The 24,650-nt window shown below is 73.5% G+C and carries 24 protein-coding genes and 1 riboswitch; of the genes, 8 read left to right on the top strand and 16 right to left on the bottom strand.

From position 1 onward, the window contains the following. Window positions 1–34: 34 nt before the first annotated feature. Window positions 35–123: riboswitch (cobalamin riboswitch) on the bottom strand. Window positions 124–201: 78 nt separating this feature from the next. Then, complete coding sequence (locus tag R2740_RS14365) at window positions 202–954, bottom strand: polysaccharide deacetylase family protein (RefSeq protein ID WP_371303372.1); 753 nt, start codon at window positions 952–954, stop codon at window positions 202–204. Continuing rightward, complete coding sequence (locus tag R2740_RS14360) at window positions 951–1,808, bottom strand: glycosyltransferase family 2 protein (RefSeq protein WP_371303371.1); 858 nt, start codon at window positions 1,806–1,808, stop codon at window positions 951–953. Before R2740_RS14360 ends, R2740_RS14365 begins: the two co-directional genes overlap by 4 nt. Window positions 1,809–1,928: 120 nt before the next feature. Between R2740_RS14360 and R2740_RS14355 the strand changes: the two genes are divergently transcribed. Then, on the top strand, window positions 1,929–2,546 hold the full coding sequence (locus tag R2740_RS14355) for an HAD-IA family hydrolase (RefSeq protein WP_371303370.1): 618 nt from the start codon (window positions 1,929–1,931) through the stop codon (window positions 2,544–2,546). Window positions 2,547–2,631: 85 nt separating this feature from the next. Here R2740_RS14355 and gatB read toward each other — a convergent pair whose 3' ends face one another. From gatB to gatC, 3 genes are read right to left on the bottom strand one after another with little or no spacing between them, the layout of a single operon-like run. Beyond that, window positions 2,632–4,122 carry an Asp-tRNA(Asn)/Glu-tRNA(Gln) amidotransferase subunit GatB gene (gene gatB, locus R2740_RS14350; protein ID WP_371303369.1) on the bottom strand — a complete coding sequence of 497 codons (1,491 nt, stop codon included), beginning with the start codon at window positions 4,120–4,122 and terminating at the stop codon, window positions 2,632–2,634. After that, window positions 4,119–5,606: an Asp-tRNA(Asn)/Glu-tRNA(Gln) amidotransferase subunit GatA gene (gene gatA / locus R2740_RS14345; RefSeq protein WP_371303404.1), complete on the bottom strand. Its 1,488-nt coding sequence runs from the start codon at window positions 5,604–5,606 to the stop codon at window positions 4,119–4,121. Before gatA ends, gatB begins: the two co-directional genes overlap by 4 nt. A 20-nt stretch (window positions 5,607–5,626) precedes the next feature. Beyond that, entirely contained in the window at window positions 5,627–5,926 is a 300-nt protein-coding gene (gene gatC, locus R2740_RS14340) for an Asp-tRNA(Asn)/Glu-tRNA(Gln) amidotransferase subunit GatC (RefSeq protein WP_371303368.1), read from the bottom strand. Between the two features lie 147 nt (window positions 5,927–6,073). On the opposite strand from gatC, the gene R2740_RS14335 reads away from it, so the two are divergent. Then, window positions 6,074–6,649, top strand: a complete 576-nt coding sequence (locus R2740_RS14335) for a SigE family RNA polymerase sigma factor (protein ID WP_371303367.1) — start codon at window positions 6,074–6,076, stop codon at window positions 6,647–6,649. Next, complete coding sequence (locus tag R2740_RS14330) at window positions 6,642–7,733, top strand: hypothetical protein (RefSeq protein WP_371303366.1); 1,092 nt, start codon at window positions 6,642–6,644, stop codon at window positions 7,731–7,733. The genes R2740_RS14335 and R2740_RS14330 overlap by 8 nt, the downstream gene beginning before the upstream one ends. Window positions 7,734–7,812: 79 nt before the next feature. On the opposite strand, the gene R2740_RS14325 is transcribed toward R2740_RS14330, so the two are convergent. After that, window positions 7,813–8,103: a hypothetical protein gene (locus R2740_RS14325; RefSeq protein ID WP_371303365.1), complete on the bottom strand. Its 291-nt coding sequence runs from the start codon at window positions 8,101–8,103 to the stop codon at window positions 7,813–7,815. 81 nt (window positions 8,104–8,184) lie between these two features. Beyond that, window positions 8,185–8,451 (bottom strand): hypothetical protein, encoded by a 267-nt coding sequence (locus R2740_RS14320; protein ID WP_371303364.1) that lies wholly within the window; start codon window positions 8,449–8,451, stop codon window positions 8,185–8,187. Window positions 8,452–8,571: 120 nt separating this feature from the next. Between R2740_RS14320 and R2740_RS14315 the strand changes: the two genes are divergently transcribed. Then, window positions 8,572–10,215 (top strand): hypothetical protein, encoded by a 1,644-nt coding sequence (locus R2740_RS14315; protein WP_371303363.1) that lies wholly within the window; start codon window positions 8,572–8,574, stop codon window positions 10,213–10,215. Window positions 10,216–10,233: 18 nt separating this feature from the next. Here the strand turns inward: R2740_RS14315 and ligA are convergent, their stop codons facing one another. Further along, window positions 10,234–12,348, bottom strand: a complete 2,115-nt coding sequence (gene ligA / locus R2740_RS14310; RefSeq protein WP_371303362.1) for an NAD-dependent DNA ligase LigA — start codon at window positions 12,346–12,348, stop codon at window positions 10,234–10,236. 172 nt (window positions 12,349–12,520) lie between these two features. Here ligA and R2740_RS14305 point away from each other — a divergent pair, with 172 nt between their 5' ends. From R2740_RS14305 to R2740_RS14295, 3 genes are all read left to right on the top strand, one after another. Then, window positions 12,521–13,153, top strand: a complete 633-nt coding sequence (locus R2740_RS14305; protein ID WP_371303361.1) for an alpha/beta hydrolase — start codon at window positions 12,521–12,523, stop codon at window positions 13,151–13,153. A 108-nt stretch (window positions 13,154–13,261) separates the two neighbouring features. Further along, window positions 13,262–13,870 carry a TetR/AcrR family transcriptional regulator gene (locus R2740_RS14300; protein WP_371303360.1) on the top strand — a complete coding sequence of 203 codons (609 nt, stop codon included), beginning with the start codon at window positions 13,262–13,264 and terminating at the stop codon, window positions 13,868–13,870. Between the two features lie 49 nt (window positions 13,871–13,919). Further along, complete coding sequence (locus R2740_RS14295) at window positions 13,920–15,578, top strand: MFS transporter (protein ID WP_371303359.1); 1,659 nt, start codon at window positions 13,920–13,922, stop codon at window positions 15,576–15,578. Between the two features lie 34 nt (window positions 15,579–15,612). Here R2740_RS14295 and R2740_RS14290 read toward each other — a convergent pair whose 3' ends face one another. Beyond that, the gene (locus R2740_RS14290; RefSeq protein ID WP_371303358.1) at window positions 15,613–16,611 is read right to left on the bottom strand and encodes a methionine synthase; all 999 of its coding nucleotides are present in this window, start codon (window positions 16,609–16,611) and stop codon (window positions 15,613–15,615) included. Between the two features lie 176 nt (window positions 16,612–16,787). Here R2740_RS14290 and R2740_RS14285 point away from each other — a divergent pair, with 176 nt between their 5' ends. Beyond that, window positions 16,788–17,576: a hypothetical protein gene (locus tag R2740_RS14285; protein ID WP_371303357.1), complete on the top strand. Its 789-nt coding sequence runs from the start codon at window positions 16,788–16,790 to the stop codon at window positions 17,574–17,576. Between the two features lie 22 nt (window positions 17,577–17,598). Here R2740_RS14285 and mnmA read toward each other — a convergent pair whose 3' ends face one another. The 7 genes from mnmA to rplU form a co-directional block, all read right to left on the bottom strand. Continuing rightward, window positions 17,599–18,720, bottom strand: coding sequence for a tRNA 2-thiouridine(34) synthase MnmA (gene mnmA / locus R2740_RS14280; protein ID WP_371303356.1), 1,122 nt, complete (start codon window positions 18,718–18,720; stop codon window positions 17,599–17,601). Continuing rightward, entirely contained in the window at window positions 18,717–19,988 is a 1,272-nt protein-coding gene (locus R2740_RS14275; RefSeq protein WP_371303355.1) for a cysteine desulfurase family protein, read from the bottom strand. Before R2740_RS14275 ends, mnmA begins: the two co-directional genes overlap by 4 nt. 53 nt (window positions 19,989–20,041) lie before the next feature. Beyond that, complete coding sequence (locus R2740_RS14270) at window positions 20,042–21,055, bottom strand: endonuclease/exonuclease/phosphatase family protein (RefSeq protein WP_371303354.1); 1,014 nt, start codon at window positions 21,053–21,055, stop codon at window positions 20,042–20,044. Between the two features lie 23 nt (window positions 21,056–21,078). After that, window positions 21,079–22,191, bottom strand: coding sequence for a glutamate 5-kinase (proB, locus tag R2740_RS14265; RefSeq protein WP_371303353.1), 1,113 nt, complete (start codon window positions 22,189–22,191; stop codon window positions 21,079–21,081). Beyond that, window positions 22,191–23,744: a GTPase ObgE gene (gene obgE, locus R2740_RS14260; RefSeq protein ID WP_371303352.1), complete on the bottom strand. Its 1,554-nt coding sequence runs from the start codon at window positions 23,742–23,744 to the stop codon at window positions 22,191–22,193. The genes proB and obgE overlap by 1 nt, the downstream gene beginning before the upstream one ends. Before the next feature lie 107 nt (window positions 23,745–23,851). After that, on the bottom strand, window positions 23,852–24,109 hold the full coding sequence (gene rpmA, locus R2740_RS14255) for a 50S ribosomal protein L27 (protein WP_371303351.1): 258 nt from the start codon (window positions 24,107–24,109) through the stop codon (window positions 23,852–23,854). A 65-nt stretch (window positions 24,110–24,174) separates the two neighbouring features. Then, window positions 24,175–24,477 carry a 50S ribosomal protein L21 gene (rplU, locus tag R2740_RS14250; RefSeq protein WP_371303350.1) on the bottom strand — a complete coding sequence of 101 codons (303 nt, stop codon included), beginning with the start codon at window positions 24,475–24,477 and terminating at the stop codon, window positions 24,175–24,177. Window positions 24,478–24,650 lie beyond the last annotated feature (173 nt).

Genomic DNA, 24,650 nt, shown 5'->3' with positions numbered 1-24,650 from the left:
ACCTCGACAGCGTGGGGTCGGGACGCGACGCAGCGGGTGTTCCGGCTCACGGCCGCCTCGGTTGCGCCGAGGAAACGGCCGCCTACGGTTGCGGGTCAGCGCCGGATTTCGACCGGCTTCCCCCGCGTGCGGGCGTGGATGGATGGAGTTCGATGAAGCCCGCGCAGCGTATCAGCCGAGCCGGCCCCTCGGCGGCCCGCCTCAGGCCGCGTCGTACGCCGGCAGCCCGAGCAGCTCGTCGACGGTGGTGAACGCGTAGCCCTCGGCCTGCCAACGGTCCAGCAGCAGGTCGAGCGCGGCCACCGTCTGCGACCGGTCGGCGCCCTTGTCGTCGTAGCCGTCGTGGAAGATCACGATCTGCCCGGGGCGGGCCACCAGGGCGTCTGCCCACCCCGCCATCCAGGTCGACCTCGGCTGCAGCGGCTCCAGCGGATGGCAGAACCGGCCGGACACCGGCTCGAGCCCGAGCTCGTCGAGCACCCGGTAGGTCGCGGGGGTCCGGATCAGCCACGGCGGGCGGTAGAGCAGCGGGCGGCGACCGAGCACCTCGCCGAGCACGTCCTGGGCGGCGAGCACCTCCGCGCGCACCGCCGGCTCGGTCCAGCCCCGCTCGAAGCGGTGGCCGTAGCTGTGGTTGCCCACGACGTGGCCGGCGGCGGCGAGCGCCGCGGTGACCCGCGGGTGGCGCTCCACGCAACGCCCGACCTGGAAGAAGGTGCCGCGCAGGCCGCGCCGCTCGAGCAGCTCGGCGACCTGCGAGGTGAACGGCTCCTGAGGTCCGTCGTCGAACGTCAGCGCGAGCAGCGGGCGGCCCCGCTCGTCATGGGTCCGCGCCGACCGTGACGGGAACCGGCCCAGCTGCTGCGCCGAGGGTGACAGGTGCCGCCAGTAGGCCGCCCCGAGCACCGCGGCCGAGGCGCCCACCGCAGCCGCGGTCGTGGCCCGCGGCGTCACGCCATGTCCCAGCCGAGCCGCACGAACACCGCGACGCCCACGACCGCGGCGAGCATGCCCGCCCAGGCCCGGACGCCGGGTCGACGGGCCGCGGCCAGGATCGGTCGCTCGCGGATCTCCGGCGCGGTCCCCAGCAGCTGACGGCCGGCGAGCCGGTTCACGGCGTAGCCCAGGAGGTAGTAGTAGAAGCAGGTGACGAAGACGTTGTAGACGAGCCCGCGGCGCAGCCGGCGCGATGACGTCAGCGTGGGGTTCCCGAGGTCGAAGGCGATCCGGCCGCGGCGGCGCAGCTGACGCAGCACGGCGAGCTCGTCGCCGCCCTGGGTGAGCGAGGTGTCGTAGCCCTCGAAGGCCTCGCGGCGGAACGCGATGTTGGTGGCGGAGGCATAGAGCACCCGCCCTGTGAGCCGGTGCACCAGGTGGACCGCCCCGAACAGCAGCGTCGTGTAGATCCGGCCCCACCAGGGTGCGTCCACGAAGCGGCAGGGTCCGGCGACCGCCACCAGCCCCGGGTCGGCGCGGAACCGCTCGTCGATCCGGGCCAGCCAGGTCGGCGTGAAGGTGGTGTCGGCATCGGTCGAGACCACGATCTCGCCGCGGGCCGCCTCGGTGCCGGCCTGCCGGGCCCAGCAGACCCCCGGTCGGGGCTCGGCGACCACCCTGGCGCCCCGTGCCCCGGCCACGGCGGCGGTGCCGTCGCTGGAGTTGTTGGCGGCCACCACCACCTCGAGACCCCCGGCCACCCGCTGCTCGGCCAGGGAGTCCAGGCAGGGGCCGAGGTAGAGCTCCTCGTTGACGGCGGGGACGACCACGCTGAAGCGTGGCGAGGGGCTGGACCTCGGACCGGTGGGCATCGGGCTCCTCTCGCGATCGGCCGCGGCGCGGCCCAGCAGCAGCATGGCGACCGGTCGCTGAGGGCAGGCTGAGAGTCGACCTGCTCGGCGGTGGGCCCGGCGCCCGACTAGGTTGGTCGGATGCCGATCCGCGCCGTGGTGCTCGACATCGGCGGAGTGCTCGAGGTGATCGACGACGAGGTGTTCCCCGGCGACACCGAACGCCGCCTCGGGCTGCCGCCCGGTGGCTTCTCCGCGGCGCTGGCCGCCGCCGCGCCGCTCGCCGGTGACCCGATGCTCGGGGAGGTCACCGAGGCCGGCGTACGCCGGCACTGGCGCGACAGCCTCGGCGTCGACGACGACGAGGCCGACCGGATGATGGCCGACTTCTGGCGGTGGTACGCCGGCACGCTGGACCGACAGCTGTTCGACTGGTTCGCCTCCCAGCGACCGGAGCGCCTCACCGGCATCCTCAGCAACTCGGCGCCCGGTGCCCGCGAGGCCGAGCGACATCACGGCTTCGAGCAGGTCACCGACGACCTCGTCTACTCCCACGAGGTCGGGCTCACCAAGCCGGACCCGCGGATCTACACGCTCACCGCGCGCCGGCTCGGCGTCGCGCCCGCCGAGATCGCCTTCCTCGACGACGTGGAGGCCAACGTCAGCGCCGCCCGGCGGGCCGGCTGGCACGCCGTCCTGCACCGCGACACGCCCTCGTCGATCGCCGCCCTGGAGGCGTTGATCGCCGACCTGGGCTGAGGGGGTTTTGCTCCTCCGAGGAGCGAGAACGCTGAAATCGGCGGCAAAAACAGCAATCTGGCTCCTCGGAGGAGCAAATCCACCCTCAGGCGAGGCGCTCCAGGATCAGCTCCCGCACCCGCGCGGCGTCGGCCTGGCCACGCATCTCCTTCATCACCGCGCCGATCAGCGCGCCGGCGGCGGCGACCTTGCCGTCGCGGATCTTGTCGGCGACGTCGGGGTTGGCCGCGATCGCGGCGTCGACGGCCGCCCCCAGTGCACCGTCGTCGGACACGATGGCCAGGCCGCGAGCGGCGACGATCTCCGCCGGGGACCCCTCCCCCGCCAGCAGCCCCTCGAAGACCTGCCGGGCGAGCTTGTCGTTGAGCGAGCCGGCGTCGACCAGGGCCTGCACCTCGGCCACCTGGGCCGGGGTCACCCCCAGCGCCGAGAGCTCGACGCCGGTGTCGTTGGCCCGGCGCGCCAGGTCGGCCAGCCACCACTTGCGGGCGGCCTGCGGCGACGCCCCGGCGGCGATGGTCTCCTCCACCAGGGTGAGCGCCCCGGCGCCGACGGTGTCTCGCATCTCCAGGTCGGAGAAGCCCCACGCCTCCTGCAGCCGGGCGCGTCGCTCCCGCGGCGGCTCCGGCAGCGCGGCGCGCAGCGACTCGACCCACTCGCGCGACGGCGCGACCGGCACCAGGTCGGGCTCGGGGAAGTAGCGGTAGTCCTCGGCGTCGGACTTCTCCCGGCCACTCGTGGTGATGCCGGTGTCCTCGTGCCAGTGCCGGGTCTCCTGCAGCACCGACCCGCCCCCGGAGAGCACCGCCGCGTGCCGCTGGACCTCGAACCGCACCGCCCGCTCGACCGAGCGCAGCGAGTTGACGTTCTTGGTCTCGGTGCGGGTGCCCAGGGTGCCCGAGCCGGACGGCGACAGCGACAGGTTGACGTCGCAGCGCAGCGAGCCCTGCTCCATGCGTACGTCGCTGACGCCCAGGCCCAGCAGCAGCTCGCGCAGGTGGGCGACGTAGGCCCGGGCGACCGCCGGCGCCTCGGCGCCGGTGCCCAGGATCGGCTTGGTGACGATCTCGATGAGCGGGATGCCGGCGCGGTTGTAGTCGACCAGGGAGTAGTCCGCCCCGTGGATCCGGCCGGTCTCACCGACGTGGGTGGACTTGCCGGTGTCCTCCTCCATGTGGGCGCGCTCGATCTCGATCCGGTAGGTCTCGCCGTCGACCTCGACCTCGGTCCACCCGTTGAACGCGATCGGCTCGTCGTACTGGCTGGTCTGGAAGTTCTTCGGCATGTCCGGGTAGAAGTAGTTCTTCCGCGCGAACCGGCACCACTCCGCGATCTCGCAGTTGAGCGCCAGCCCGATCCGGATCGCCGACTCGACCGCGGTGGCGTTGACCACCGGCATCGCGCCGGGAAGACCCAGACAGGTCGGGCAGGTCTGCGTGTTGGGCTCCGCGCCGAACTCCGTGGCGCAGCCGCAGAACATCTTCGAGGCGGTGTTGAGCTCGACGTGGACCTCCAGGCCCAGCGCCGGGTCGAAGCCGGCGAGCGCGTCCTCGAAGGTCAGCAGGGTCTCGGTCATGACGACGCTCCCGTCAGGTCGGGGGCGCGGTCGAGCAACAGCCCGCCCCACCTCTCGGCCAGCAGCGCCTCGGCGGCCGCGCCGACGCGGTAGCACCGGTCGTCGGCCATCGCGGGTGCCAGGATCTGCAGGCCGGCCGGCAGCCCGTCCTCGTCGGCCAGCCCACTCGGCACCGAGATGCCTGGGACGCCGGCCAGGTTGGCCGGGATGGTCGCCAGGTCGTTGAGGTACATCGCCAGCGGGTCGTCGAGCTTCGCCCCCAGCGGGAACGCCGTCGTCGGCGCGGTCGGTGACAGCAGCACGTCGACCCGCTCGAAGGCCGCCTCGAAGTCACGCGAGATCAGCGTGCGCACCTTCTGGGCGGTGCCGTAGTAGGCGTCGTAGTAGCCGCTCGACAAGGCGTAGGTGCCGAGGATGATCCGGCGCTTCACCTCGTCGCCGAAGCCCGCCTCACGGGTCGCCTTCATGACCTCCTCGGCCGACGGCGCGTCACCCTCGGGCCAGACCCGCAGGCCGTAGCGCATCGCGTCGAACTTCGCGAGGTTGCTCGACGCCTCGGCGGGAAGGATGAGGTAGTAGGTCGCCAGCGCGTGCACGAAGTGCGGACACGACACCTCGACCACCTCGGCGCCCGCGGACACCAGCGCCTCGACGGCCTCGGTGAAGCGGGACATCACGCCGTCCTGCCAACCCTCGCCGGACAGCTCGGTGACGACGCCGATCCGCAGCCCGGCCAGGTCCCCGTCGGCACCGCGACGCGCGGCCGCGACCAGGTCACCGACCGGCGCGTCGACCGAGGTCGAGTCGAGCGGGTCGTGCCCGCCGATCAGCTCGTGCAGCAGCGCGGCGTCGAGCACCGTCCGGGTCACCGGACCAACCTGGTCGAGGGAGTTGGCCAGCGCCACCAGGCCGTAGCGGGACACCCCTCCATAGGTCGGCTTGACGCCCACCGACCCGGTCACCGCCGCCGGCTGGCGGATCGAGCCGCCGGTGTCGGTGCCCAGCGCGATCGGCGCCTCGTACGCCGACACCGCGGCCGCCGACCCGCCCCCCGAGCCGCCGGGGATCCGGGCCAGGTCCCACGGGTTGCGGGTCGGCCCGTAGGCGGAGTGCTCGGTCGAGGAGCCCATCGCGAACTCGTCCATGTTGGTCTTGCCGAGGATCGGCAGCCCCGCCTCGCGCAGCCGGCGCACGACCGTGGCGTCGTAGGGCGGCACCCAGCCCTCGAGGATCTTCGAGCCGCAGGTCGTCGGCAGCCCCTCGGTCGCCAACACGTCCTTGACCGCGATCGGCACCCCGTCGAGGGGAGAGGCCGCGGCACCCGCCGCGCGCCGGCCGTCGGAGGCGGCCGCCTGCTCCAGCGCGCCCTCGGCGTCGACGTGCAGGAACGCGTGGACCTCGCCATCGACCTCGGCGATCCGGTCGAGATGGGCCTGGGTCAGCGCCACCGACGTGGTCTCTCCCGCCTCCAGGGCGGCGGCCATCTCGGCGGCGGTCTTGCGGATCACTGCTCGTCTCCGAGGATGCGCGGCACGCTGAACCGCTGCGACTCCACCTCCGGCGCGCCGGACAGCGCCTGCTCGGGCGTCAGACTCCGGGTCACCACGTCGGCGCGGAACACGTTGGTCAGCGGCACCGGGTGGGAGGTCGGCGGCACGTCGTCGCCGGCGACGCCGCTGATGGAGGCGACCGACTCCAGGATCACCGAGAGCTGCGGGGCCAGGTGGTCCAGCTCCTCGGGGGTCAGGTCGATCCGGGCGAGGTCGGCCAGGTGGGCCACCTCGTCACGGGTGATCTCGGGCATGAAGGGGTTCCTCCGGAGGACGGCGGGAGTTCGGCAGCCATCCTAGGGACCGGGCCGCGGCGCCTCCCAACCGATTCCCGCCCAACCGATCCTCGCCGGTCGGCATCTTGACGGGTGAGAGACGCTTCCGGGGGAGGAACGATGGCCATGGAGTCCAGCGGCAGAGGCTCGCGTCGGCCACCCGCGGACGAGGAGTTCACGGCGTTCGTCGCGGCCGCCTGGCCCGGCCTCTACCGGACGGCGTACCTCCTGCTGGGCGACCACGGCCTGGCCGAGGACCTGGTGCAGACCGCGCTGGCGAAGACCTACGCCTCCTGGGGCCGGGTCCGCCATGTCGAGGCGGCGTCCGGCTACGCCCGGACGGTGCTCGTCAACACCGCGACCTCGTGGTTCCGGCGACGCTCCTGGCGACGCGACCTACCGACCGCGTCGCTGCCCGAGGTCGCGGACCAGGTCGCCGACCCGACGCATCGCCCCAGCATCCTCGCGGCGCTGGCGCACCTGGCGCCCCGCCAGCGCGCCGTGATCGTGCTCCGGTTCTACGACGACCTCTCGGTCGCCGAGACCGCCGAGGCCCTCGGCTGCACGGAGGGCACCGTCAAGAGCCAGACCCATGACGCGCTGCGCCGACTGCGCACCCTGCTCGATGACGACCTGGACGACGTCCTCGACGACGAGCTCACCTCCGACTCACCACCGACGATGGGAACCCGACGTGACTGACCGACTTGCCGACCTGCTCGACGCGGAGGTGGCCCACCTCGTCGTGCCCGTGCCGCCCAGCGCCGAGGTGCTCGCCCAGGGTCGCCGGCTGCAGCGGCGCCGGCGCACCGTGGCCGTGGGCGGCGCCGCCGCCGCGACGGCGACCGCCGTGGTGATCGGCGTGCTGGCCGCCGGCGCCGGGCCGCGCACCGCACCCGACCACCGCGACCCCGCGCCGCTGACCGCGCTCGAGGCCTACCGGACCCAGGGCGCCTTCTCCGTCGGCTCCGACATCCACTTCGGCGCCAGCGGCGCGTTCGTCACCCACCTCGACGAGAAGGTGAAGTCGTTCTACTACACCTCGGCCGGGGTCCTCGTGCGCACCGGCAAGGTCACCTACACCGACGACAGCGGGCCCTCGCACTACGTGCTGGTCCGCCCCGACGGGGAGACCTCGCGGGTCTCGCTCGACCTCGGCGACCGGGCGCCGGGTGCCGATCCGTCGCAGCCCTACCTCGCCTTCGCCGACCGGGTCGGTGACGGCGACGACTCGTGGCGGGTCGTGGTCTATGACGTCTCGGCCGACGAGGAGGCCGCCAGCATCCCCGTGCAGGGCCGCTTCACCTGGGGTGGCTGGGTCGCCCCGCCGGTCGCGCTGTCCGGCGACCACGTCTACCTGGGGATGGACGACGGGCGTGTGGACGTCGACTGGCGGGCCGGCACCGTCTCCGCGCCCGACCCGGGGGGCGCGGCGACCTATCCCGAGATCGCGGGAACCCACGTCCTCACCGATGGCGTGGCAGAACCGTCTCGACGACAACCAGCAGGACGAGAGCACCCGGCTGTCCTTCACCGACCTGGCACCGGCCAGGTCATCCTGTCGCTGGAGCTACGACACCTACGCCTGGGCCACGATGTCCCCACCGGTCGATGCGGTGATCGACGTCAGCTCCTTCGGAAGCCGGCCGGCGAGCAGGTCCGCAGGTCTACGACCTGGCCACCGGCGAGCACCGGCGGCTGTCGACCGACCAGACCTTCGGCTGGACGCCGGACGACGAGATGCTCGAGGTGGACCGCGGTCGGGTGTCGGTCTGCGCCCCGATGACCGGCAGCTGCGACGACTACGACGCCTCGCTCGGCGAGGGCACCGTCAAGCTGGGTGGGACGTCGTACGAGTCCTGAGCTCAGCCGAGCCCGACCATCCCGCGCACCACGAGGTAGCCGCCGACCACGGCGGTCAGCGACAGGCCGATCGTGCGGCCGTGACGGGTGACCAGGGTGCCGAACTCGCGCAGCGCGGCCCGGCCGTGACGAGGTGAGGCGGTCGCCACCGCGATGGGCAGCCAGGCCGGGAGACAGCCGAAGAACAGCACGAACGCCAGCGCCAGTCCGACGCCGGCCATGCCGACACCGCTGGCCGAGACGTCCTTGAGTGCCGTGACGACCACGGCGAGCGTGGTGAAGTTGGTCGCCATCGAGAAGACCCCGAAGCCGAACGCGGGAGCCGGCGCCGTCGCGTGGAAGCGCGGCGGCCGCGGCGCGCGGCGGCCGGCGGCTCAACAACACCGTCCCGACCACCAGGAGGATCCCGAGGGCGATGTCGAGCCGGCGGTCAGATGCGGCGCGGTGGGCAGCTCCAGCGAGGCGCCCAGCAACAACAGCGCCACCGAGATCCCGGCAAGCACGACGGCGGTCCCGGCGGCGTACGCCGCGGCGCTGCGCCGACCTCCCGTGCCGAGCACCACCGACTGCTCGGTCAGCATCATCGGGCTGACCGCGGCCACGACGCACATCGGCAGCAGCGTGCTCAGCAGGGCGCCCACGCCGGCACTCTAGGCAATCGCGCCGCACCGGCCGAGGCCCCGCGCCCACGCGCCCGACACGTGCCGCGTCCCCCGATCGCCGAGCGGACGACCGGCGAGTCACGTACCGTGAGCGGCTCGATGACCGTCCTGCACCAGACCGAGGTGGATGGCGTCCGGTGCTTCTGGGTGGAGACCGGTCGCCCGACGCTGGCTGCCCTGCTTCTCTTCCGCCAGGGCATGGCCGACGAGCCGCTCACGGAGTCCGGCTGGCTGCACATGCTCGAGCACCTCGCCCTGCACGGGCGCGGCGGCGGCGCACTTCACGTCAACGGCTCGGTCACCACCCTGCACACCTCGTTCAACGTCCACGGACCGAGCGCTGGCGTCGTCGACCAGTTGGCAGGGATCACCGCCTGGCTGAGTGATCCCACCTTCCGCGAGTTCGAGCGGGAACGTGGCGTGCTGCGCGCCGAGGCCGCCATGCGCGGCCAGGGCACCGGTGGCCGCGCCTTCGGCTGGCGGTACGGCGCCCAGGGGCCGGGCCTGCTCAGCCACGACGAGCCCGGGATGGGCCGGGCCACCCCGGAGCTGTTGGCCGAGCGCGCGCGGCGAGTCTTCGCCCGACAGAATGCTGTGCTCGTGCTCGACGGGCCGCCGCCCGAGGGGCTGACCCTGACCCTGCCGGAGGGCTCGCTGCTCGACCCGCCTCCGGCCGTGCCCGTGGAGGACACCCTCCCGGCGGCCTACGTCGACGAGGGCGGCCTGGTCCTGAGCGGCGTCGTGACCCGCTCGGCGACGGCGACGCTGGCCGAGGCGGTGCTGCAGCGTTCCCTGCACGAGCGGCTCCGCGACGGTGAGGGGGCGGCCTACGCCCCGTGGGCGACCTACGAACCGGTCGACGCGACCCACGCCCTGCTGCTCGGCGGCAGCGACGTGCTGCCCGAGCTGCTCCCGCGGCTCGCGGACAACGTGCTCCAGCTCGTCGAGGCACTGCGCCTGGGCGAGCCACCGCCAGCGTGGATCGACGAGATCGTCGAGGCCCGGGTGCAGCAGATGCACGACCCCTACGCCGCCACGGCACTCGCGTGGCGTGCCGCGCACTTCCATCTGCAACGGATTGAGCCGCAGACGCACCAGGAGATCATCGACGAGCTCCACGCGATCGACCCCACCCAGGTCGCCGCGACGCTCCACGAGTTCGCCGAGACGCTGCTGCTCGGCGTGCCCGGCAAGACGACCTGGGACGACCAGCTGCCCATGCTCACCTTCCCCGAGGGGCCCGCCCAGCGTGAGGGCACGACGTACCGCAGCGCCGATTGGCCGGCCCACGAGGAGCGGCTGACCGTCGGTCGCGAGCGCCTGGAGCTGTCCGTGGGGGACATCGCACGAACCGTGGAGATCGAGGACGCGGCGGGGTTGTTCGTGTTCGGAGACGGCGGTCGCTATCTGATCGGGCGCGACGGTTGGGGCATCCACGTGCTGCCGGGCGCCTGGCGCGGATGGTCGGACGCGGTCGCCGAGCTCGATGCCGCCGTGCCTGCCCACCTGCACCTGCCGCAGCCGGCACGCGAGGGCGTGTCCCATCAGCGACTGTCGTTCCTGCGTCGGTGGCTGACGTCGGTTCGGCGGCCGGCGAACAAGGTGGCCATCTGGTCGCTGGTGGCTGCGCTCTACGTCGCGATCCTGCTGATCGCCGTTGCCGTCGACGTCCCTAGGCTCGGCATCGGCTTGACCATCGGTCTGACGGCCTTCATCCAAGGGGTGCGCAAACCGGGCGACTAGGACCGAACGGGGTCGCGATCAGGCCGGCCCACGGTCCAGCAGCGCCTCGAACCCCGCTTCGTCGAGGACGGGCACACCGAGCGACTCGGCCTTGTCGGCCTTGGAGCCGGCGTTGTCGCCGACCACGACATAGTCGGTCTTCTTCGAGACCGAGCCGGCCGCCTTGCCCCCGCGGCTGATGATCGCCTCCTTGGCCGAGTCGCGGGAGAAGCCCTGGAGGGTGCCGGTGACGACGAGGGTGAGCCCCTCGAGGGTCTGCGGCACCGAGGTGTCGCGCTCGTCGGCCATCGAGACGCCGGCGGCGGTCCACTTCTCGACGATCTCGCGGTGCCAGTCGACGTCGAACCACTCCAGCACCGACTCCGCGATCGTCGGGCCGACGCCCTCGGCGGCGGCGAGCTGCTCCTCCGTGGCGGCTCGGATCGCCTGCATCGAGCCGAACTCGTCGGCCAGCGCCCGGGCGGCGGTGGGGCCGACGTGGCGGATCGAGAGCGCCACCAGCACCCGCCACAGCGGCACCTGCTTGGCCCGGTCGAGGTGGTCGAGCAGCCGCTCGCCGTTGGCGGAGAGCACCCGCCCGTCGACCGCCACGTCGGTCTCGGTCTTCTTGGCCGCCCGGGTGAACAGCTCGGTGCGCAGCAGACCCGCGGCGTCGAGGCCGAAGACGTCGCCCTCGTTGTCGATCACCCCGGCCTCGAGCAGGGCGGCCGCCGCCTCCGAGCCGAGCCCCTCGATGTCGAAGGCACCTCGGCCGGCCACGTGGAAGACCCGGTCGAGGACCTGGGCCCGGCAGAACCGGTGGTTGGGACAGCGCAGGTCCTTGTCGCCCTCCTTCTGCTCCACCAGCGTGGTGCCGCACGCCGGGCACTCGGTCGGCATCACCCAGGCGGCCAGCCCCTTCGGTCGCAGCGCGAGCACCGGCCCGAGGATCTCGGGGATCACGTCGCCGGCCTTGCGCAGGATCACCGTGTCACCCGGCCGGACGTCCTTGCGCTTCACCTCGTGGGCGTTGTGCAGGGTGGCCCGCTCGACGGTCGACCCGGCGACCCGGGTCGGCTCCATCACCCCGAACGGCGTCACCCGGCCGGTGCGCCCCGTGTTGACCTCGATGGCCAGCAGCTTGGCGTTGACCTCCTCGGGTGGGTACTTGAACGCGATCGCCCAGCGCGGCGCCCGCGACGTCGACCCGAGCCGCCGCTGCAGCGCGACCTCGTCGACCTTGACCACGACGCCGTCGATCTCGTGCTCGACGTCGTGGCGGTGCTCGCCGTAGTAGGCGATGAACTCGCGCACCTCGGTGAGCCCCGGGAGCACCCGGACCCGGTCGCTGGTCGGCAGCCCCCAGGCCTTCAGCGCGTCGTAGGCGCCGCTCTGGGCGACCGGCTCGAAGCCCTCACGAGCGCCGATCCCGTGGCAGACCATGCCGAGGTCGCGGGTGGCGGTCACCCGCGGGTCCTTCTGCCGCAGCGAGCCGGCCGCGGCGTTGCGCGGGTTGGCGAACATCGGCTTGCCGGCGTCGGCCATCGAGGCGTTGAGCCGCTCGAACGCCTCGACGGGCAGGAACACCTCGCCGCGCACCTCGACCAGCGCCGGCACCGGGAACTCCTCGGACGCGCGCAGCCGGTGGGGCACCGAGTCGATCGTCTTGACGTTGGGCGTGACGTCCTCGCCGGTGCGGCCGTCGCCGCGGGTCAGCGCCCGGACCAGCCGGCCGCGCTCGTAGAGCAGGTTGATCGCGAGGCCGTCGACCTTGAGCTCGCACAGCAGCGCCGGGTCGGTGAGCCCGTCGCGGAGCAGACGGGCGTACCACGCGTCGAGCTCCTCGTCGGAGAACGCGTTGTCGAGCGACTCCATCCGCTGCAGGTGGTCGACCGCGGTGAACTCGGTGGAGACCGCGCCCCCGACCTTCTGGGTCGGCGAGTCGGGCGTGCGCAGCTCGGGGAACTGCTCCTCGAGCTCTTCCAGCTCCCGCATCCGTCGGTCGAAGTCGGCGTCGGACAGGGTCGGGTCGTCCAGCACGTAGTAGCGCCAGCGCGCCTCCTCGACCTGGTCGGCCAACGCCTGGTGGCGCTCGCGCGCGTCGGCGGGGGCCGGGGTGACCTCGGGAGTCGCGCTCGGGTCCGCTGGGCTCATGGGCACATCTTGCCCGGCGGTCCCGACAGCGCCAACGAGGGCCGAGGACGGCGGGACGGCCCGGCCACCGGACGCTTGGGCCGCGGGTGCCCGGGCCACCACCCATCCGGTTGACTGGCGGCGACGAACCACCGGTGTGACCGCCACCGGAGCCGCCGTAGGAGCCACCACGATGCCCTCCGCCGCGGCCGGGACCAGCCCCGGCCTGACCCGCCTCGACGCCCCTGGGGTTCCGCGCGGCGTCGTGCTGGCGCTGCATGGCGGGCGCCCCCGGTCCCGGCGCCGCGTCGACGGTCGCAGCGCGTCGTGGCGGCTGATGCTCGGGCTCACCCGCGCGCTGGCCCAGCAGGCCGAGCGGGAGGCGGTCAGCGTCTGGACGCTGCGCTATCGCCACCGCGGCTGGAACGGCGGCGTCGACCCGATCGAGGACGCCCGCTGGGCACTGGCCGAGGTGCGGCGTGAGCTGGGCGAGGTGCCGGTCGTCCTGCTGGGTCACTCGATGGGCGCCCGGGCCGCCCTGCACGTCGCCGACGACCCCGTCGTCGCCGGTGTCGTGGCGCTGGCCCCTTGGATCGAGGGCGACACCCCGGTGGACACCCTCACGGGACGACGCCTGGTCGCCGCGCACGGACGCCGCGACCGGCTCACGTCGTACGCCGCCACGCGCGCCTACGTCGACCGCGCCACCGCCGTCGCCCGCTCCGCGCGCTTCGTGGACATGGGCGACCTCGGGCACTACCTGATCCGCGGTCACGCCCGCTGGGCGGAGCTGGCCCGCTCGGAGTCGCTGCGCCTGCTCGCCTAGGACCCGGCACGAGATCGTTCGAGATTTCCCCGCTGAGGCGGGAATGGATCGGTGCGGCATGCTGTTCGATGGAACGAAACCGTTTCGTTCCATCGCCAGGAGGCTCCGATGTCCCCCACCGACACCGACACCCAGGTCCAGCGACCCCGGGTCGAGGGCGAGCGGGAGCAGGAGATCCTCGACGCGACGATGGCGGTGCTCGCCGAGGTCGGCTACGACCGGCTGACGATGGATGCGGTGGCCGCGCGCGCCAAGGCGTCCAAGGCCACGCTCTATCGCCGTTGGTCCAACAAGGAGACCCTCGTCATCGACGCGCTCCGGCGCCTGAAGGGCCAGAGCGAGGTGCCCGACACCGGCTCCCTGCGCGAGGACCTGCTGTCGTCGTACTGCGGCGCCGGCGGCGTGACCAGTCCCGAGGCGACCGACTCGTTCATGGCGGTGATCACCGCCATCGCCCACGACGAGGAGTTCGCGACGGCTTTCCGGCGCGACGTCGTCGGTCCGAAGTCCGAGACCACTCGACAGATCTTCGAGCGCGCACGCGACCGCGGCGAGCTCCGCGACGGCCTCGACCTCGACCTCGTGTCCCCCGCGCTCGCCGGGATCGTCCTGCATCGCAAGTTCATGATCGGGCTGCCACCCGACCCCGACACGGTCGCCGCCGTGCTCGACCAGATCATCCTGCCCGCCGTCCTGGCGCCCACACCCGACGCCTGACCCGACCCGTCCCGACCCCTCTCTCCGCCACTCACACCCGAGGACATCCATGACCGACCAGATCGCCGTCGACGAGACGGCCAGCGCAGCTCCTCGCCCCCACCTGGTGGGCGCGCTCGTGCTGATCTCCCTCGCCCAGCTGATGGTCGTGCTCGACAGCACGATCGCCAACATCGCCCTGCCCTACATCGGCCGCGACCTCGACATCTCCCAGGCCAACCTCTCCTGGATCGTCACCGGCTACGCGCTCACCTTCGGCGGCTTCCTGCTCCTCGGCGGCCGGCTCGCCGACCTGCTGGGCCGGCGCCGCATCTTCATGACCGGTGTCGTGGTCTTCGCGGCCGCCTCGTTGGTCGGCGGCACCGCGCAGACCGAGTTCGTGCTCCTGGGCGCCCGCGCGCTGCAGGGGCTCGGCGCCGCGATGGCCTCCCCTGCCGCGCTGGCGCTGATCACCACGACGTTCCCCGCCGGCCGGGAGCGCAACCGCGCGTTCGCGATCTACGCCGCGATGGCCGGCATCGGCGCCGCCGTCGGCCTCATCCTCGGTGGCTGGCTGACCGACCTCGACCACCCCTTCGGCATCGCCGGCTGGCGCTACACGTTCCTGATCGTGGTGCCGATCGGTCTGGGCGCGGCGTTCTTCGCCCCGCGGATGCTTCCCGAGTCCGACCGGCACGACGGACAGCTCGACGTCCCCGGTGCCCTGTCGGCGACGGCCGGCCTGCTCGCGATCGTGTTCGGCCTGACCCGGGCCGGCGAGGCGGCCTACGGCTGGACCGCCCCCAGCACCATCACCGCACTGGTGACCGGGGCGCTGCTGCTGCTGGCCTTCGTGATCATCGAGACCCGGGTCGCCCACCCGCTGCTGCCGTTCCGCATCCTGCGCAGCAAGACCCGGTCGGTGGCCTTCATCGTGATGATGATCGTGCCGGCGGCGATGTTCGCAATGTTCTTCTTCCTCAGCCTGCTGGTGCAGCTGGTGGTCGGCTGGACCCCGCTCCACACCGGCTTCGCGTTCCTGCCGTTCTCGGTCGCGATGATCATCTCGGCGACCACGGCCTCCAAGCTGGTCAGCCACGTCGACCCGCGGTTCCTGTCGGGCATCGGGACGCTGCTCTCCGCCTCGGCGCTCTACGGCTTCAGCCGGATCTCCGTCCCCGAGGACCCGGCGTCGATCCTCGGCGCGATCCCTGCGTCGGCCGGCGGGGCCGGCGTGCCTCTCGGCAGCGACGTGAACTACTGGACCCAGATCCTGCCGTTCATCATCCTGATGGCCTTCGGCATGGGGCTGAACTTCGTCCCGCTCACCCTGGTCGCGGTGCACCACCTGCGGCCGGAGGACTCCGGCATCGGCTCCGGGGTGCTCAACACCATGCAGCAGGTGGGCGGTGCGCTCGGCCTGGCCACCCTGTCGACGGTCGCCCTGCACTTCACCCAGAACAAGGCCGCCGACATCGGTCCCGAGGTCGCCGCCGCCGCGCAGGGCGCCGGCCTCGACAAGCAGCTGCCCGCCGACCAGTTTCAAGGCCTGGTCGGCCAGATGACGCAGCTCGGGTCGTTCACGACCGGTGCGACCACGGCCTTCCTGGTCGGCGCCGCCATGATGGTGCTCGCCTCCGCGATCGTGTGGCTGTTCCTCGACCTGCCGCACGAGGCGCTCGCCGTCGACGCCGAGGAGCACCCCGACGCGGCGCTGCACATGGGCTGAGCCGCTGAGGCCGGCGGGCCGCCGCGACCTCTCCTCAGGAGAGGCTCGCGGCGGCCTTCGTCGTGAGGGCGAGTGCGGCGCGCGCCCAGGCCGCCGACGCCCCGGCCAGGCCGCACGTCGGGGTCAGCACCAGCCGGTCACGCACCGACTCCGGATCCAGCCCGAGCATGTCGAGCCACCGCCGCGCGGTCTCCACGACCTGCGCGTCGGAGGGGTACGTCGTGGGGTCGGTCGCCGGCACCACCCCGAGGGCGACGGCCTCACCGTCCTCGAGGGCCGCCGCCAGGACGTCGTGGCCGGCCGGTGAGAGGAGCGCCAGGTCGGCCGACAGGCCGCGCGCACCGGCGCCCCGCACCAGCTCCCACGGCACGTCGGCCGCGCAGCTGTGGACCCACGGCTCGGCTCCCGCCGCCGCGGCGGCCTCGAGCACGGCCGCCAGCGTGGCGGAGAGCTCGGGGCGGTCCACGGATCGGTGCCGGCCGTACCCCGAGGCGGTGGGCACCCTCCCGTCGAGGACGGCCGCCAGGGCCGGCTCGTCGACCTGCACCACCAGCCGGTCGGCGCCCCCGACCCGCCGGCGTACGTCGGCCACGTGGGCGCCGAGGCCCTCGGCCAACGCCTGCGCCACCTCCCGGCGGGCGCCGTGGTCGGCCAGCAGCCGGTCGCCGCGCGGTCGCTCGACCGTCGCCGCCACCGTCCACGGCCCGGCGACCTGGATCTTGAACGGTCCGGTGTAGCCCTGGGCAGCCTCCTCGAGCCGATCGAGGTCCTGAGCCAGCAGCGACCGGGCTCTCCGGTGGTCGACGCCGGGAGCGTCGGTGAGCCGCCAGCCGGCCGGCTGCAGGTCGAAGCCCAGGTCGGCGACCACCGCGAGCGCCCGCCCGGTCATCGACGCCGCCGGGCCACGGCCGGGCACCTCCGGCAGGTGCGGCACCCCACGGTCGCCGACGAGCGCGTCCAGCACCAGCCGGATCGCGTCGTCGAAGTCGGCCGCGTCGAGCCCGGGCATCGAGCCCACTCCGGTCGCCAGCACCCGTCCATCCTGCCCGTTGCGGGCCGCATCACCACCGGCGGGCGACTCTGCGGGATGGCGACGTGGTGGGAATCACCCCTCCGGGCGGAAACATCACGGCGCTCCCAGACGTCCAACCACCTGTGCCCCCCGCCTCACCTGACCGACCTGCACCCGACCGCACGAGCGAGACCCCGATGACCGGCCCCACCCCGACGACCAGCCCGACAACCAGCCCGACAACGAGCCCGACGACCAGCCCGAGCGCCGGAGCGACCCGCGGCCCGGTGACCGGCGACACCCCCGTGACCTCCGTTCCGGTCGGCCTCGGCCTGAGTGCCGCCCAGGTGGCGGGCTCGGCGCTGGCCGCCGTGTCCGGCGCGTTCCTGGCCTCCTGGATGGGCGTGACCGGGACCCTCGTCGGGGTCGCCGTGGGCAGTGTCGTCGGGACCGTCGGCAGCGCGTCGTACACCTACTCGCTGCGACGTGGTCACGCACTCGTCCTCGCCCGCCCCGGACAGCCCACCGCCCCGACGGAGGCAGCCTCGGCGCCGCCCCGGCGAGCGCCCCGAGCGACCCGAGCGGCCCGGGTCCGACCGGCACTCCCCTGGCGCCGGCTGGCGCTGGCCACCGTGGTCGTGGCGCTGCTCGGGCTGGGCACCGTGACCGCGATCGAGGCCGTCACCGGGCGCCCGGTCGCCTCGATGGCTGGTGACGGCAGCGGCTCGGGCACCACGATCGGCACGGTCTTCGGTCAGACCTCCTCCGGCTCGACCGACGTCTCCGGCACCGGTGACGAGGACTCCGGCTCGACCGGGAGCACCGGTTCGACGACCGAGCCGACCGACCAGCCCACCGACCAGCCGACCGTGGACCCGTCCGCGGACCCGTCGGCCGACCCGTCCGCCGACCCCAGCGACCAGGCCACGGAGCCCACCGAGAGCGCCTCGCCGAGCCAGACCACGTCCCCGACCCCCACTCCGTGACGGGGACCGCCGGGCGCGGGCGTCACCCGCGAGCGGTGGCGCTGATGGTCGCCGATCCCACGACGCGGGTGCCGTCGTAGATCACCGCGGCCTGGCCGGGGGCGATCCCTTCGGCCGGGTCGAGCAGCTCGATCTCCACCCTGCCACCCGCGACGGGCTCGGCCTCCGCCGCCGGGCCCGCGTGGACGACCACCCGTGCCCGGTGCTCGGCACCGTGGGCACGCAGCTGGACGGTGGCGTCGAGCCGCCCCGAGGGCGGGTTCCCGCACCAGCGTGGCCGGACACCGGTGAGCCGGTCGACCGCGAGCAGGTCGCGCGACCCCACCGTGACGGTGCCCGACACCGGCTCGATGTCGAGCACGAACCGAGGTCGACCGTCGGCAGCCGGTCGGCCGAGCCGCAGCCCGCGCCGCTGACCGACGGTGAACCCATAGCTCCCCTGATGCCGTCCCAGCAGCTCGCCGCTCTCGGCATCGACGATGGCGCCGTCGTGGCGGACCCGGTCGCCGAGCTTCTCGCGCAGCCAGCCCGCGGTGTCTCCGTCGGCGACGAAGCAGATGTCGTGGCTGTCGGGCTTGTCGGCCACCAGCAGGCCGCGCGACGCCGCCTCGCGGCGTACGTCGTCCTTGCACGAACCGCCGAGCGGGAACAACGAGTGGCGCAGCTGGTCCTGGGTGAGCACACCGAGCACGTAGGACTGGTCCTTGGCGGCGTCGACCGAGCGGTGCAGCTCGATGCCGTCGGCGCCGTCGCGCAGCACGGCGTAGTGCCCGGTCGCCACGGCGTCGAAGCCGAGGCCGAGGGCGCGGTCGAGGACGGCGGCGAACTTGATCCGCTCGTTGCAGCGCAGGCAGGGGTTGGGGGTGCGGCCGGCGGCGTACTCCGCCATGAAGTCCTCGACGACGTCCTCGTGGAACCGCTCGGAGAGGTCCCAGACGTAGAACGGGATGCCGATCACGTCGGCGGCCCGGCGGGCGTCGTTGGCATCCTCGATGGTGCAGCAGCCGCGCGCACCGGACCGGTACGACGCCGGGTTGCGCGAGAGCGCCAGGTGGATGCCGGTGACGTCGTGACCGGCGTCGACGGCGCGGGCCGCCGCGACCGCGGAGTCGACCCCGCCGGACATCGCGGCGAGCACCTTCATCCGGTGGCCCCGGCGGAGGGCCCGGCGAGCTCGGTCGCGACCAGGGAGCCTCCGGCCCGATCCGCCGGCTCGCGCCCGTCGGCCTTCCTCGGCGACCCGGCGCCCCGGGCCCGCTCCACCACCGGCCCGATCGCCTCCACCAGCGCCGCGACGTCGGCGGTGGTGCTGGTGTGGCCGAGGGAGAACCGCAGCGAGGAGCGGGCGAACTCGTCGCTGCAGCCCATCGCCAGCAGCACGTGGGACGGCTGCGCCACTCCGGCCGAGCAGGCCGAGCCCGTCGAGCACTCGATCCCCCGGGCGTCGAGCAGCATCAGCAGCGAGTCGCCCTGGCAGCCCGGGAACTTGAGGTGGGCGTTGCCGGGCAGCCGGTGCACGGGGTCGCCGTTGTAGATCGCGTCGGGCACCGCGGCCCGGACGCCGCGGACCAGCTCGTCGCGCAGCTCGCTGATCCGGGCGGCCTGCTCGACCTGGTGCTTGACGGAGTGCTCCACGGCGGCCGCGAAGCCGGCGATGGCCGGGGTGTCGAGGGTGCCGCTGCGCACGTCGCGCTCATGGCCACCGCCGTGCAGCAGCGGGGTGACGTCGAGCTCGCGTCGCGCCACCAGCGCCCCGACACCGAACGGCCCTCCCACCTTGTGCCCCGCCACGGCGAGCGCGTCCACCCCGAGCGCAGCGAAGTCGACGGGGATCTTGCCGACGGCCTGCACGGCGTCGGTGTGCACCGGGATGCCGTGCGGCGCCGCGACCGCCACGACCTCCTCCACCGGCTGGATGGTGCCCACCTCGTTGTTGGCGCGCATCACCGAGATCAGCGCGACCGACCCCGGGTCGCGCTCGACCGAGGCACGGAGCGCATCGAGGTCGAGGCGGCCCAGCCGGTCGACGGGAAGCAGCTCCACCTCGGCGCCCTGCTGCTCGGCGAGCCACTCGAGCGGGTCGAGCACGCCGTGGTGCTCCACGGCGCTGGACAGGATCCGGGTGCGGGCCGGGTCGGCCGCCCGCCGCGACCAGAAGATGCCCTTGAGCGCCAGGTTGTCGGACTCGGTGCCGCCCGAGGTGAACACGATCTCACTGGGACGGCAGTTGAGGGCCTGGGCGATCCGCTCTCGCGACTCCTCGACGACCCGCCGGGCGCGGCGGCCGGACGCGTGCAGGGAGCTCGGGTTGCCGACGTCGCCGAGGTGTGCGGTGATCGCCTCGATCGCCACCGGCAGCATCGGCGTCGTGGCGGCGTGGTCGAGGTAGACGGGAGTCGGACGGTCGGACATGTCTGGACAAGCGTACGACGCGCGCCCCGCGCCGGCTCCGCAGCCGGCCCTGTTCAGCCCGATCCGGCGTTCGCGGCCGTCGCGACGTCGGCCACCACTCCGAGGTGGTCGCTCCCGTCCAGCACCACCGTCTCGGTCCGCGTCGCGACGAGGCCGGGCCGCAGCAGCACGTGGTCGATCTGCACCAGCGGCGGCACCGGCAACCCGAGCAGCCGGTAGGCGCCGGTCCTCGGCCAGGTCGGCTGCCACCCGGCGTTCGTCATCTCCGCGGCGTCCCGGAAGCCCGCGTCGGCGAGCCGCTGCAGCGGCCGGTGGTCGGCCGTGGCGTTGAGGTCGCCGACGACCAGGTCGGCCTCGCCGGCGGCCGTCAGGATGGTCGCGTGGTCGTCGGCCCAGGCCGTCGGGTCGACCGGGGAGCTCGCGTGCACCGCCAGCAGCCGCCACGGGCCGTCAGGCGTGTCGACGGTGACCCGCCAACAGCCCAGCCGGGTGGGCAGCTGCTCGATGTCGCGCAGCGGGTAGCGCGAGAACACCATCGTCCCGCTGAGCTCGACGCTGGTCGTCCCCGCGCGATAGGGCCAGGTGTCCGCGATGCCGAAGTTGTCCATCACCCCGAGCTCCTTGGGCCGCACCTCCTCGAGCACCAGGACGTCGGCCTCCTCGACCCGGCCGGCCCGGACCACGCGGCCGCCACCCACCTGACCGTGCCAGACGTTCGCGGTGAGGACCCGGACCGGCGTGGCGTCGGCAGCGGCGGTCGGTCGGTCGCCGACGAGCTGCGGCGCCAGCCACGATGCATGCAGCGCGAGGAGACCGAGCACCGCCGCGACGGCCACCCAGCTCGCGGCGCGCCGGGTGCGGACGGCGTACCCGACGAGCAGCGCGAGGGCCACGGCGTACATCGGGAGGGCGTACGGCGTGAACGCGACCGCCCACACCGCGGGCCCCCAGCCCGGCTGCCACAGCCGGAGCGTGGTGAGCGTGAGCGCCGGCACCAGGAGCGCCGCCGTGACCAGCATCAGAACGGCGGACCGCACGGAGGTCCGCACCGAGGTCCGCAGCCGCACGCGAGAAGGCTAGAGCAGCACTCCTAGAGGAGGACCAGGTCGTCGCGGTGGATGACCTCCCGCTCGTAGGCGGCGCCCAGCTCCCGCTTGAGGTCGCGTGAGGATCGGCCCAGCAGTGCGGGCAGCTCGGCCGCGTCGAAGTTGACCAGCCCGCGGGCCACCGGGGCCCCCTGCGGGTCGACGAGGTCGACCGGGTCGCCGGCGACGAAGCTCCCCTCGACGCCGGTGATCCCGGCGGCCAGCAACGAGGCGCGACGCTCGACCACGGCGCGCACGGCGCCGTCATCGAGCACCCGCCGGCCCCGCGGCTCGGTCGCGTGGGCGAGCCAGAGCAGGCGGGTGGGACGACGGCGCCCGGTGGCGTGGAACAGCGTTCCGACGGCCGCCCCCTCCAGTGCCTCGGCGGCCCGGTCGGCCGAGGTGAGCACCACCGGGATGCCGGCGCCGGTGGCGATCCGGGCGGCGTCGATCTTGGTGTGCATCCCGCCGGTGCCGACGCCGGCGGCCCCGGACTTGCCGACCCGGACATGCGACAGGTCGGCGTCGGAGGCGACGTCGGAGACCAGGGTGGCGGCACCCCGGCCCGGGTCACCGTCGTAGAGACCGTCGACGTCGCTGAGCAGCACCAGCAGGTCGGCACGCACCAGGTGGGCGACCAGGGCGGCGAGCCGGTCGTTGTCGCCGAAGCGGATCTCGGTGGTGGCCACGGTGTCGTTCTCGTTGACGATCGGCAGCACGCCCAGCTCGAGCAGCTTGGCGAAGGTCTGGAACGCGTTGCGGTAGTGCGAGCGCCGGGTGACGTCGTCGACGGTGAGCAGCACCTGGCCGGCGATGATGTCGTGCCGGGCCAGCTCCTCGGTGTAGCGGTGCACCAGCAGCCCCTGACCGACCGACGCGGCCGCCTGCTGGGCCGGCAGCGCGCGGGGACGCCGTGGCATCCGCAGGGGTGCCAGCCCCGCGGCGATGGCGCCCGAGGACACCAGCACCACCTCGGCACCCCGCGCGCGGCAGCCGGCCAGGACGTCGACGAGCCGGCTCACCCGGGCCGGGTCGATGCCGCCCGCCGCGGTGGTGAGCGAGGACGAGCCGACCTTGACCACGACCCGCCTCGCCTCGGCGACGTCACGGCGGGGCATCAGCGGTCCTCGGTGGGGAGGCCGGGGTCGTCCTCGGCCCAGTCCTGCGCGTCGGGGTCGTCGGCCGAGCCGATCTCGTAGGCCATCGGTCCGGACGCGCGGTCCACCCGCCGCGCGACATCGGCCCGGGCCTCGCCCTCCGCCCGGTCCGGCATCGCCTCGTCGATCGCCCGCCGCCGGCGCGCGGCGGGACGGGACTCGTCGAAGCGCACGTCGGACCCGCGGCGCCCGAGCGCCTCCGCGCCGGCCATCGTGCCCGGCTTGAAGTCGAAGACCACCGCGTCGTCGGGGCTGCCGATCAGCACGGTGTCGCCCTCGGCGGCGCCCAGCTCGAGCAGCCGCTCCTCGACGCCGAGCCGGTTGAGCCGGTCGGCGAGGAAGCCGACGGCCTCGTCGTTGGAGAAGTCGGTCTGCCGGACCCAGCGCTCGGGCTTCTCACCGCGCACCCGCCAGCCCTCGCCGGTCTCGGCCACGCTGAACTCGTCGGCACCGTCGACCGAGGGCGGCCGGATCACGATCCGCTGCGGCTCCACGACCGGGCGCGCCCGGCGCGCCTCCTCGACGACGGCGGCCATCGCGAAGGTCAGCTCCCGCAGCCCGCGGCCGGACGCCGCGGAGACGGGGTAGACACGCAGCCCGCGCTCCTCGATCTCCTCGGTCACCATCGCCGCGATCTCGGCCCCGTCCGGTACGTCGACCTTGTTGAGGGCCACCAGCCGGGGACGGTCCTCGAGCCCGCCGTAGCGGGACAGCTCGCCCTCGATCACGTCGAGGTCGTCGACGGGGTTGCGGCCCGGCTCCATGGTCGCGGTGTCGACGACGTGGACCAGGGCCGCGCAGCGCTCGATGTGGCGCAGGAAGTCGTGACCCAGCCCGCGGCCCTCGGCCGCCCCCTCGATCAGGCCGGGCACGTCGGCCACCGTGAAGGTGGTGTCGCCGGCCGTGACGACGCCGAGGTTGGGCACCAGCGTCGTGAACGGGTAGTCCGCGATCTTGGGCCGGGCGCGCGACATCGCGGCGATCAGCGAGGACTTGCCCGCCGACGGGAAGCCGACCAGCCCGATGTCGGCGACCACCTTGAGCTCGAGGTGGATCTCCAGCTCGTCACCGGGCTCGCCGAGCAGCGCGAAGCCCGGCGCCTTGCGCTTGGAGCTCGCCAACGCGGCGTTGCCCAGGCCGCCGCGACCCCCCTGGGCCACGACCAGCTCGGTGCCCGGGCCGACCAGGTCGGCCAGCAGCCCGCCCCGGCCGTCGGTGACGACGGTGCCGTCGGGCACGGGCAGCACCAGGTCGGCGCCGTGGGCGCCGTTGCGATGGCCGCCGGCGCCGTGGCCACCGTGCTCGGCACGCCGGCGCGGGCTGTGGTGGTAGTCGAGCAGGGTGGTGACGTCGGGGTCGACGCGCAGGATCACCGAGCCGCCGGGACCGCCGTTGCCGCCGTCGGGGCCACCCAGCGGCTTGAACTTCTCACGGTGCACCGACGCCACGCCGTTGCCGCCGCGACCGGCGCCGACGTGCAGCGTCACCCGGTCGACGAACGTGGGGACGGCCATCGGTGCTCCCGGGGCTGCGAGGGTGGACGGGTTCGGGAATGACGAAGGGCGCTCCTGGTCAGGAGCGCCCCACGTGCTGGATCAGGTGTGCCGATCGGGTGGAGTGCTCACTCCCCGGCCGGGACGATGTTGACGACCCGACGGCCGCGCTTGACGCCGAACTCGACGTTGCCGGGCACCAGCGCGAACAGGGTGTCGTCGCCGCCACGGCCGACTCCGGTGCCGGGGTGGAAGTGCGTGCCGCGCTGCCGGACGATGATCTCACCGGCGTTGACCAGCTGGCCGCCGTAGCGCTTGACGCCGAGGCGCTGGGAGTTGGAGTCGCGACCGTTCTTGGTCGACGCCGCGCCCTTCTTGTGTGCCATGACTCAGTCCTTCGTGGTGCGCTGGAGCGGAGGCTCGCTCACAGGGGGTGGCCGGTGAGCGGTGCTCACAGGGAGATGTCGGTGACCTTGACCTGGGTGTACTTCTGGCGGTGACCCTGGCGCTTCTTGTAGCCGGTCTTGTTCTTGTACTTCTGGATCACGATCTTGGGGCCCTTGGTGCCACCGAGGACCTCGGCGGTCACGGCGGCCTTGTCGAGGCCCGAGGCGGTGACCTTCTCGCCGTCGACGACCATGACCACGGGCAGGGTCAGCGTGTCGCCGACGGCCGCGGCGACCTGGTCGATCTCGATGACGTCGCCGACGGCCACCTTCTGCTGCTTGCTGCCACTGCGCACGATGGCGTACACCGCGACTCACTCTCCTCGAACGTCAGGTCGAAAGCTTCGGGTTCGGCCCGGTCGCGCACGCCGGACCCGGGTGGGGGAACGACGGGGGCTGCGCAGACGCGCCGAAGGGTGTGCGGACACACCGACGGACCATGGTACGCGGCGGGCGGCCCCCCGGGCAAAACGACGGCCCC

The organism is Nocardioides sp. (assembly GCF_041393715.1).
Lineage (GTDB): Bacteria > Actinomycetota > Actinomycetes > Propionibacteriales > Nocardioidaceae > Nocardioides.
The sequence above is the reverse complement of the archived record's forward strand: the minus strand, read 5'-3'. Positions and strand labels throughout refer to the sequence as shown.

What these genes read in the sequence shown, in the direction of transcription:
- mnmA (WP_371303356.1), bottom strand. Translation starts at nt 18,720, where the DNA reads ATGAAGGTGCTCGCCGCGATGTCCGGCGGGGTCGACTCCGCGGTCGCG.
- R2740_RS14305 (WP_371303361.1), top strand. Translation starts at nt 12,521, where the DNA reads ATGCCCTCCGCCGCGGCCGGGACCAGCCCCGGCCTGACCCGCCTCGAC.
- R2740_RS14360 (WP_371303371.1), bottom strand. Translation starts at nt 1,808, where the DNA reads ATGCCCACCGGTCCGAGGTCCAGCCCCTCGCCACGCTTCAGCGTGGTC.
- obgE (WP_371303352.1), bottom strand. Translation starts at nt 23,744, where the DNA reads ATGGCCGTCCCCACGTTCGTCGACCGGGTGACGCTGCACGTCGGCGCC.
- R2740_RS14300 (WP_371303360.1), top strand. Translation starts at nt 13,262, where the DNA reads ATGTCCCCCACCGACACCGACACCCAGGTCCAGCGACCCCGGGTCGAG.
- ligA (WP_371303362.1), bottom strand. Translation starts at nt 12,348, where the DNA reads ATGAGCCCAGCGGACCCGAGCGCGACTCCCGAGGTCACCCCGGCCCCC.
- R2740_RS14335 (WP_371303367.1), top strand. Translation starts at nt 6,074, where the DNA reads ATGGAGTCCAGCGGCAGAGGCTCGCGTCGGCCACCCGCGGACGAGGAG.
- rpmA (WP_371303351.1), bottom strand. Translation starts at nt 24,109, where the DNA reads ATGGCACACAAGAAGGGCGCGGCGTCGACCAAGAACGGTCGCGACTCC.
- R2740_RS14295 (WP_371303359.1), top strand. Translation starts at nt 13,920, where the DNA reads ATGACCGACCAGATCGCCGTCGACGAGACGGCCAGCGCAGCTCCTCGC.
- R2740_RS14315 (WP_371303363.1), top strand. Translation starts at nt 8,572, where the DNA reads ATGACCGTCCTGCACCAGACCGAGGTGGATGGCGTCCGGTGCTTCTGG.
- R2740_RS14275 (WP_371303355.1), bottom strand. Translation starts at nt 19,988, where the DNA reads ATGTCCGACCGTCCGACTCCCGTCTACCTCGACCACGCCGCCACGACG.
- gatC (WP_371303368.1), bottom strand. Translation starts at nt 5,926, where the DNA reads ATGCCCGAGATCACCCGTGACGAGGTGGCCCACCTGGCCGACCTCGCC.
- R2740_RS14325 (WP_371303365.1), bottom strand. Translation starts at nt 8,103, where the DNA reads ATGGCGACCAACTTCACCACGCTCGCCGTGGTCGTCACGGCACTCAAG.
- proB (WP_371303353.1), bottom strand. Translation starts at nt 22,191, where the DNA reads ATGCCCCGCCGTGACGTCGCCGAGGCGAGGCGGGTCGTGGTCAAGGTC.
- R2740_RS14355 (WP_371303370.1), top strand. Translation starts at nt 1,929, where the DNA reads ATGCCGATCCGCGCCGTGGTGCTCGACATCGGCGGAGTGCTCGAGGTG.
- gatB (WP_371303369.1), bottom strand. Translation starts at nt 4,122, where the DNA reads ATGACCGAGACCCTGCTGACCTTCGAGGACGCGCTCGCCGGCTTCGAC.
- gatA (WP_371303404.1), bottom strand. Translation starts at nt 5,606, where the DNA reads ATGGCCGCCGCCCTGGAGGCGGGAGAGACCACGTCGGTGGCGCTGACC.
- R2740_RS14285 (WP_371303357.1), top strand. Translation starts at nt 16,788, where the DNA reads ATGACCGGCCCCACCCCGACGACCAGCCCGACAACCAGCCCGACAACG.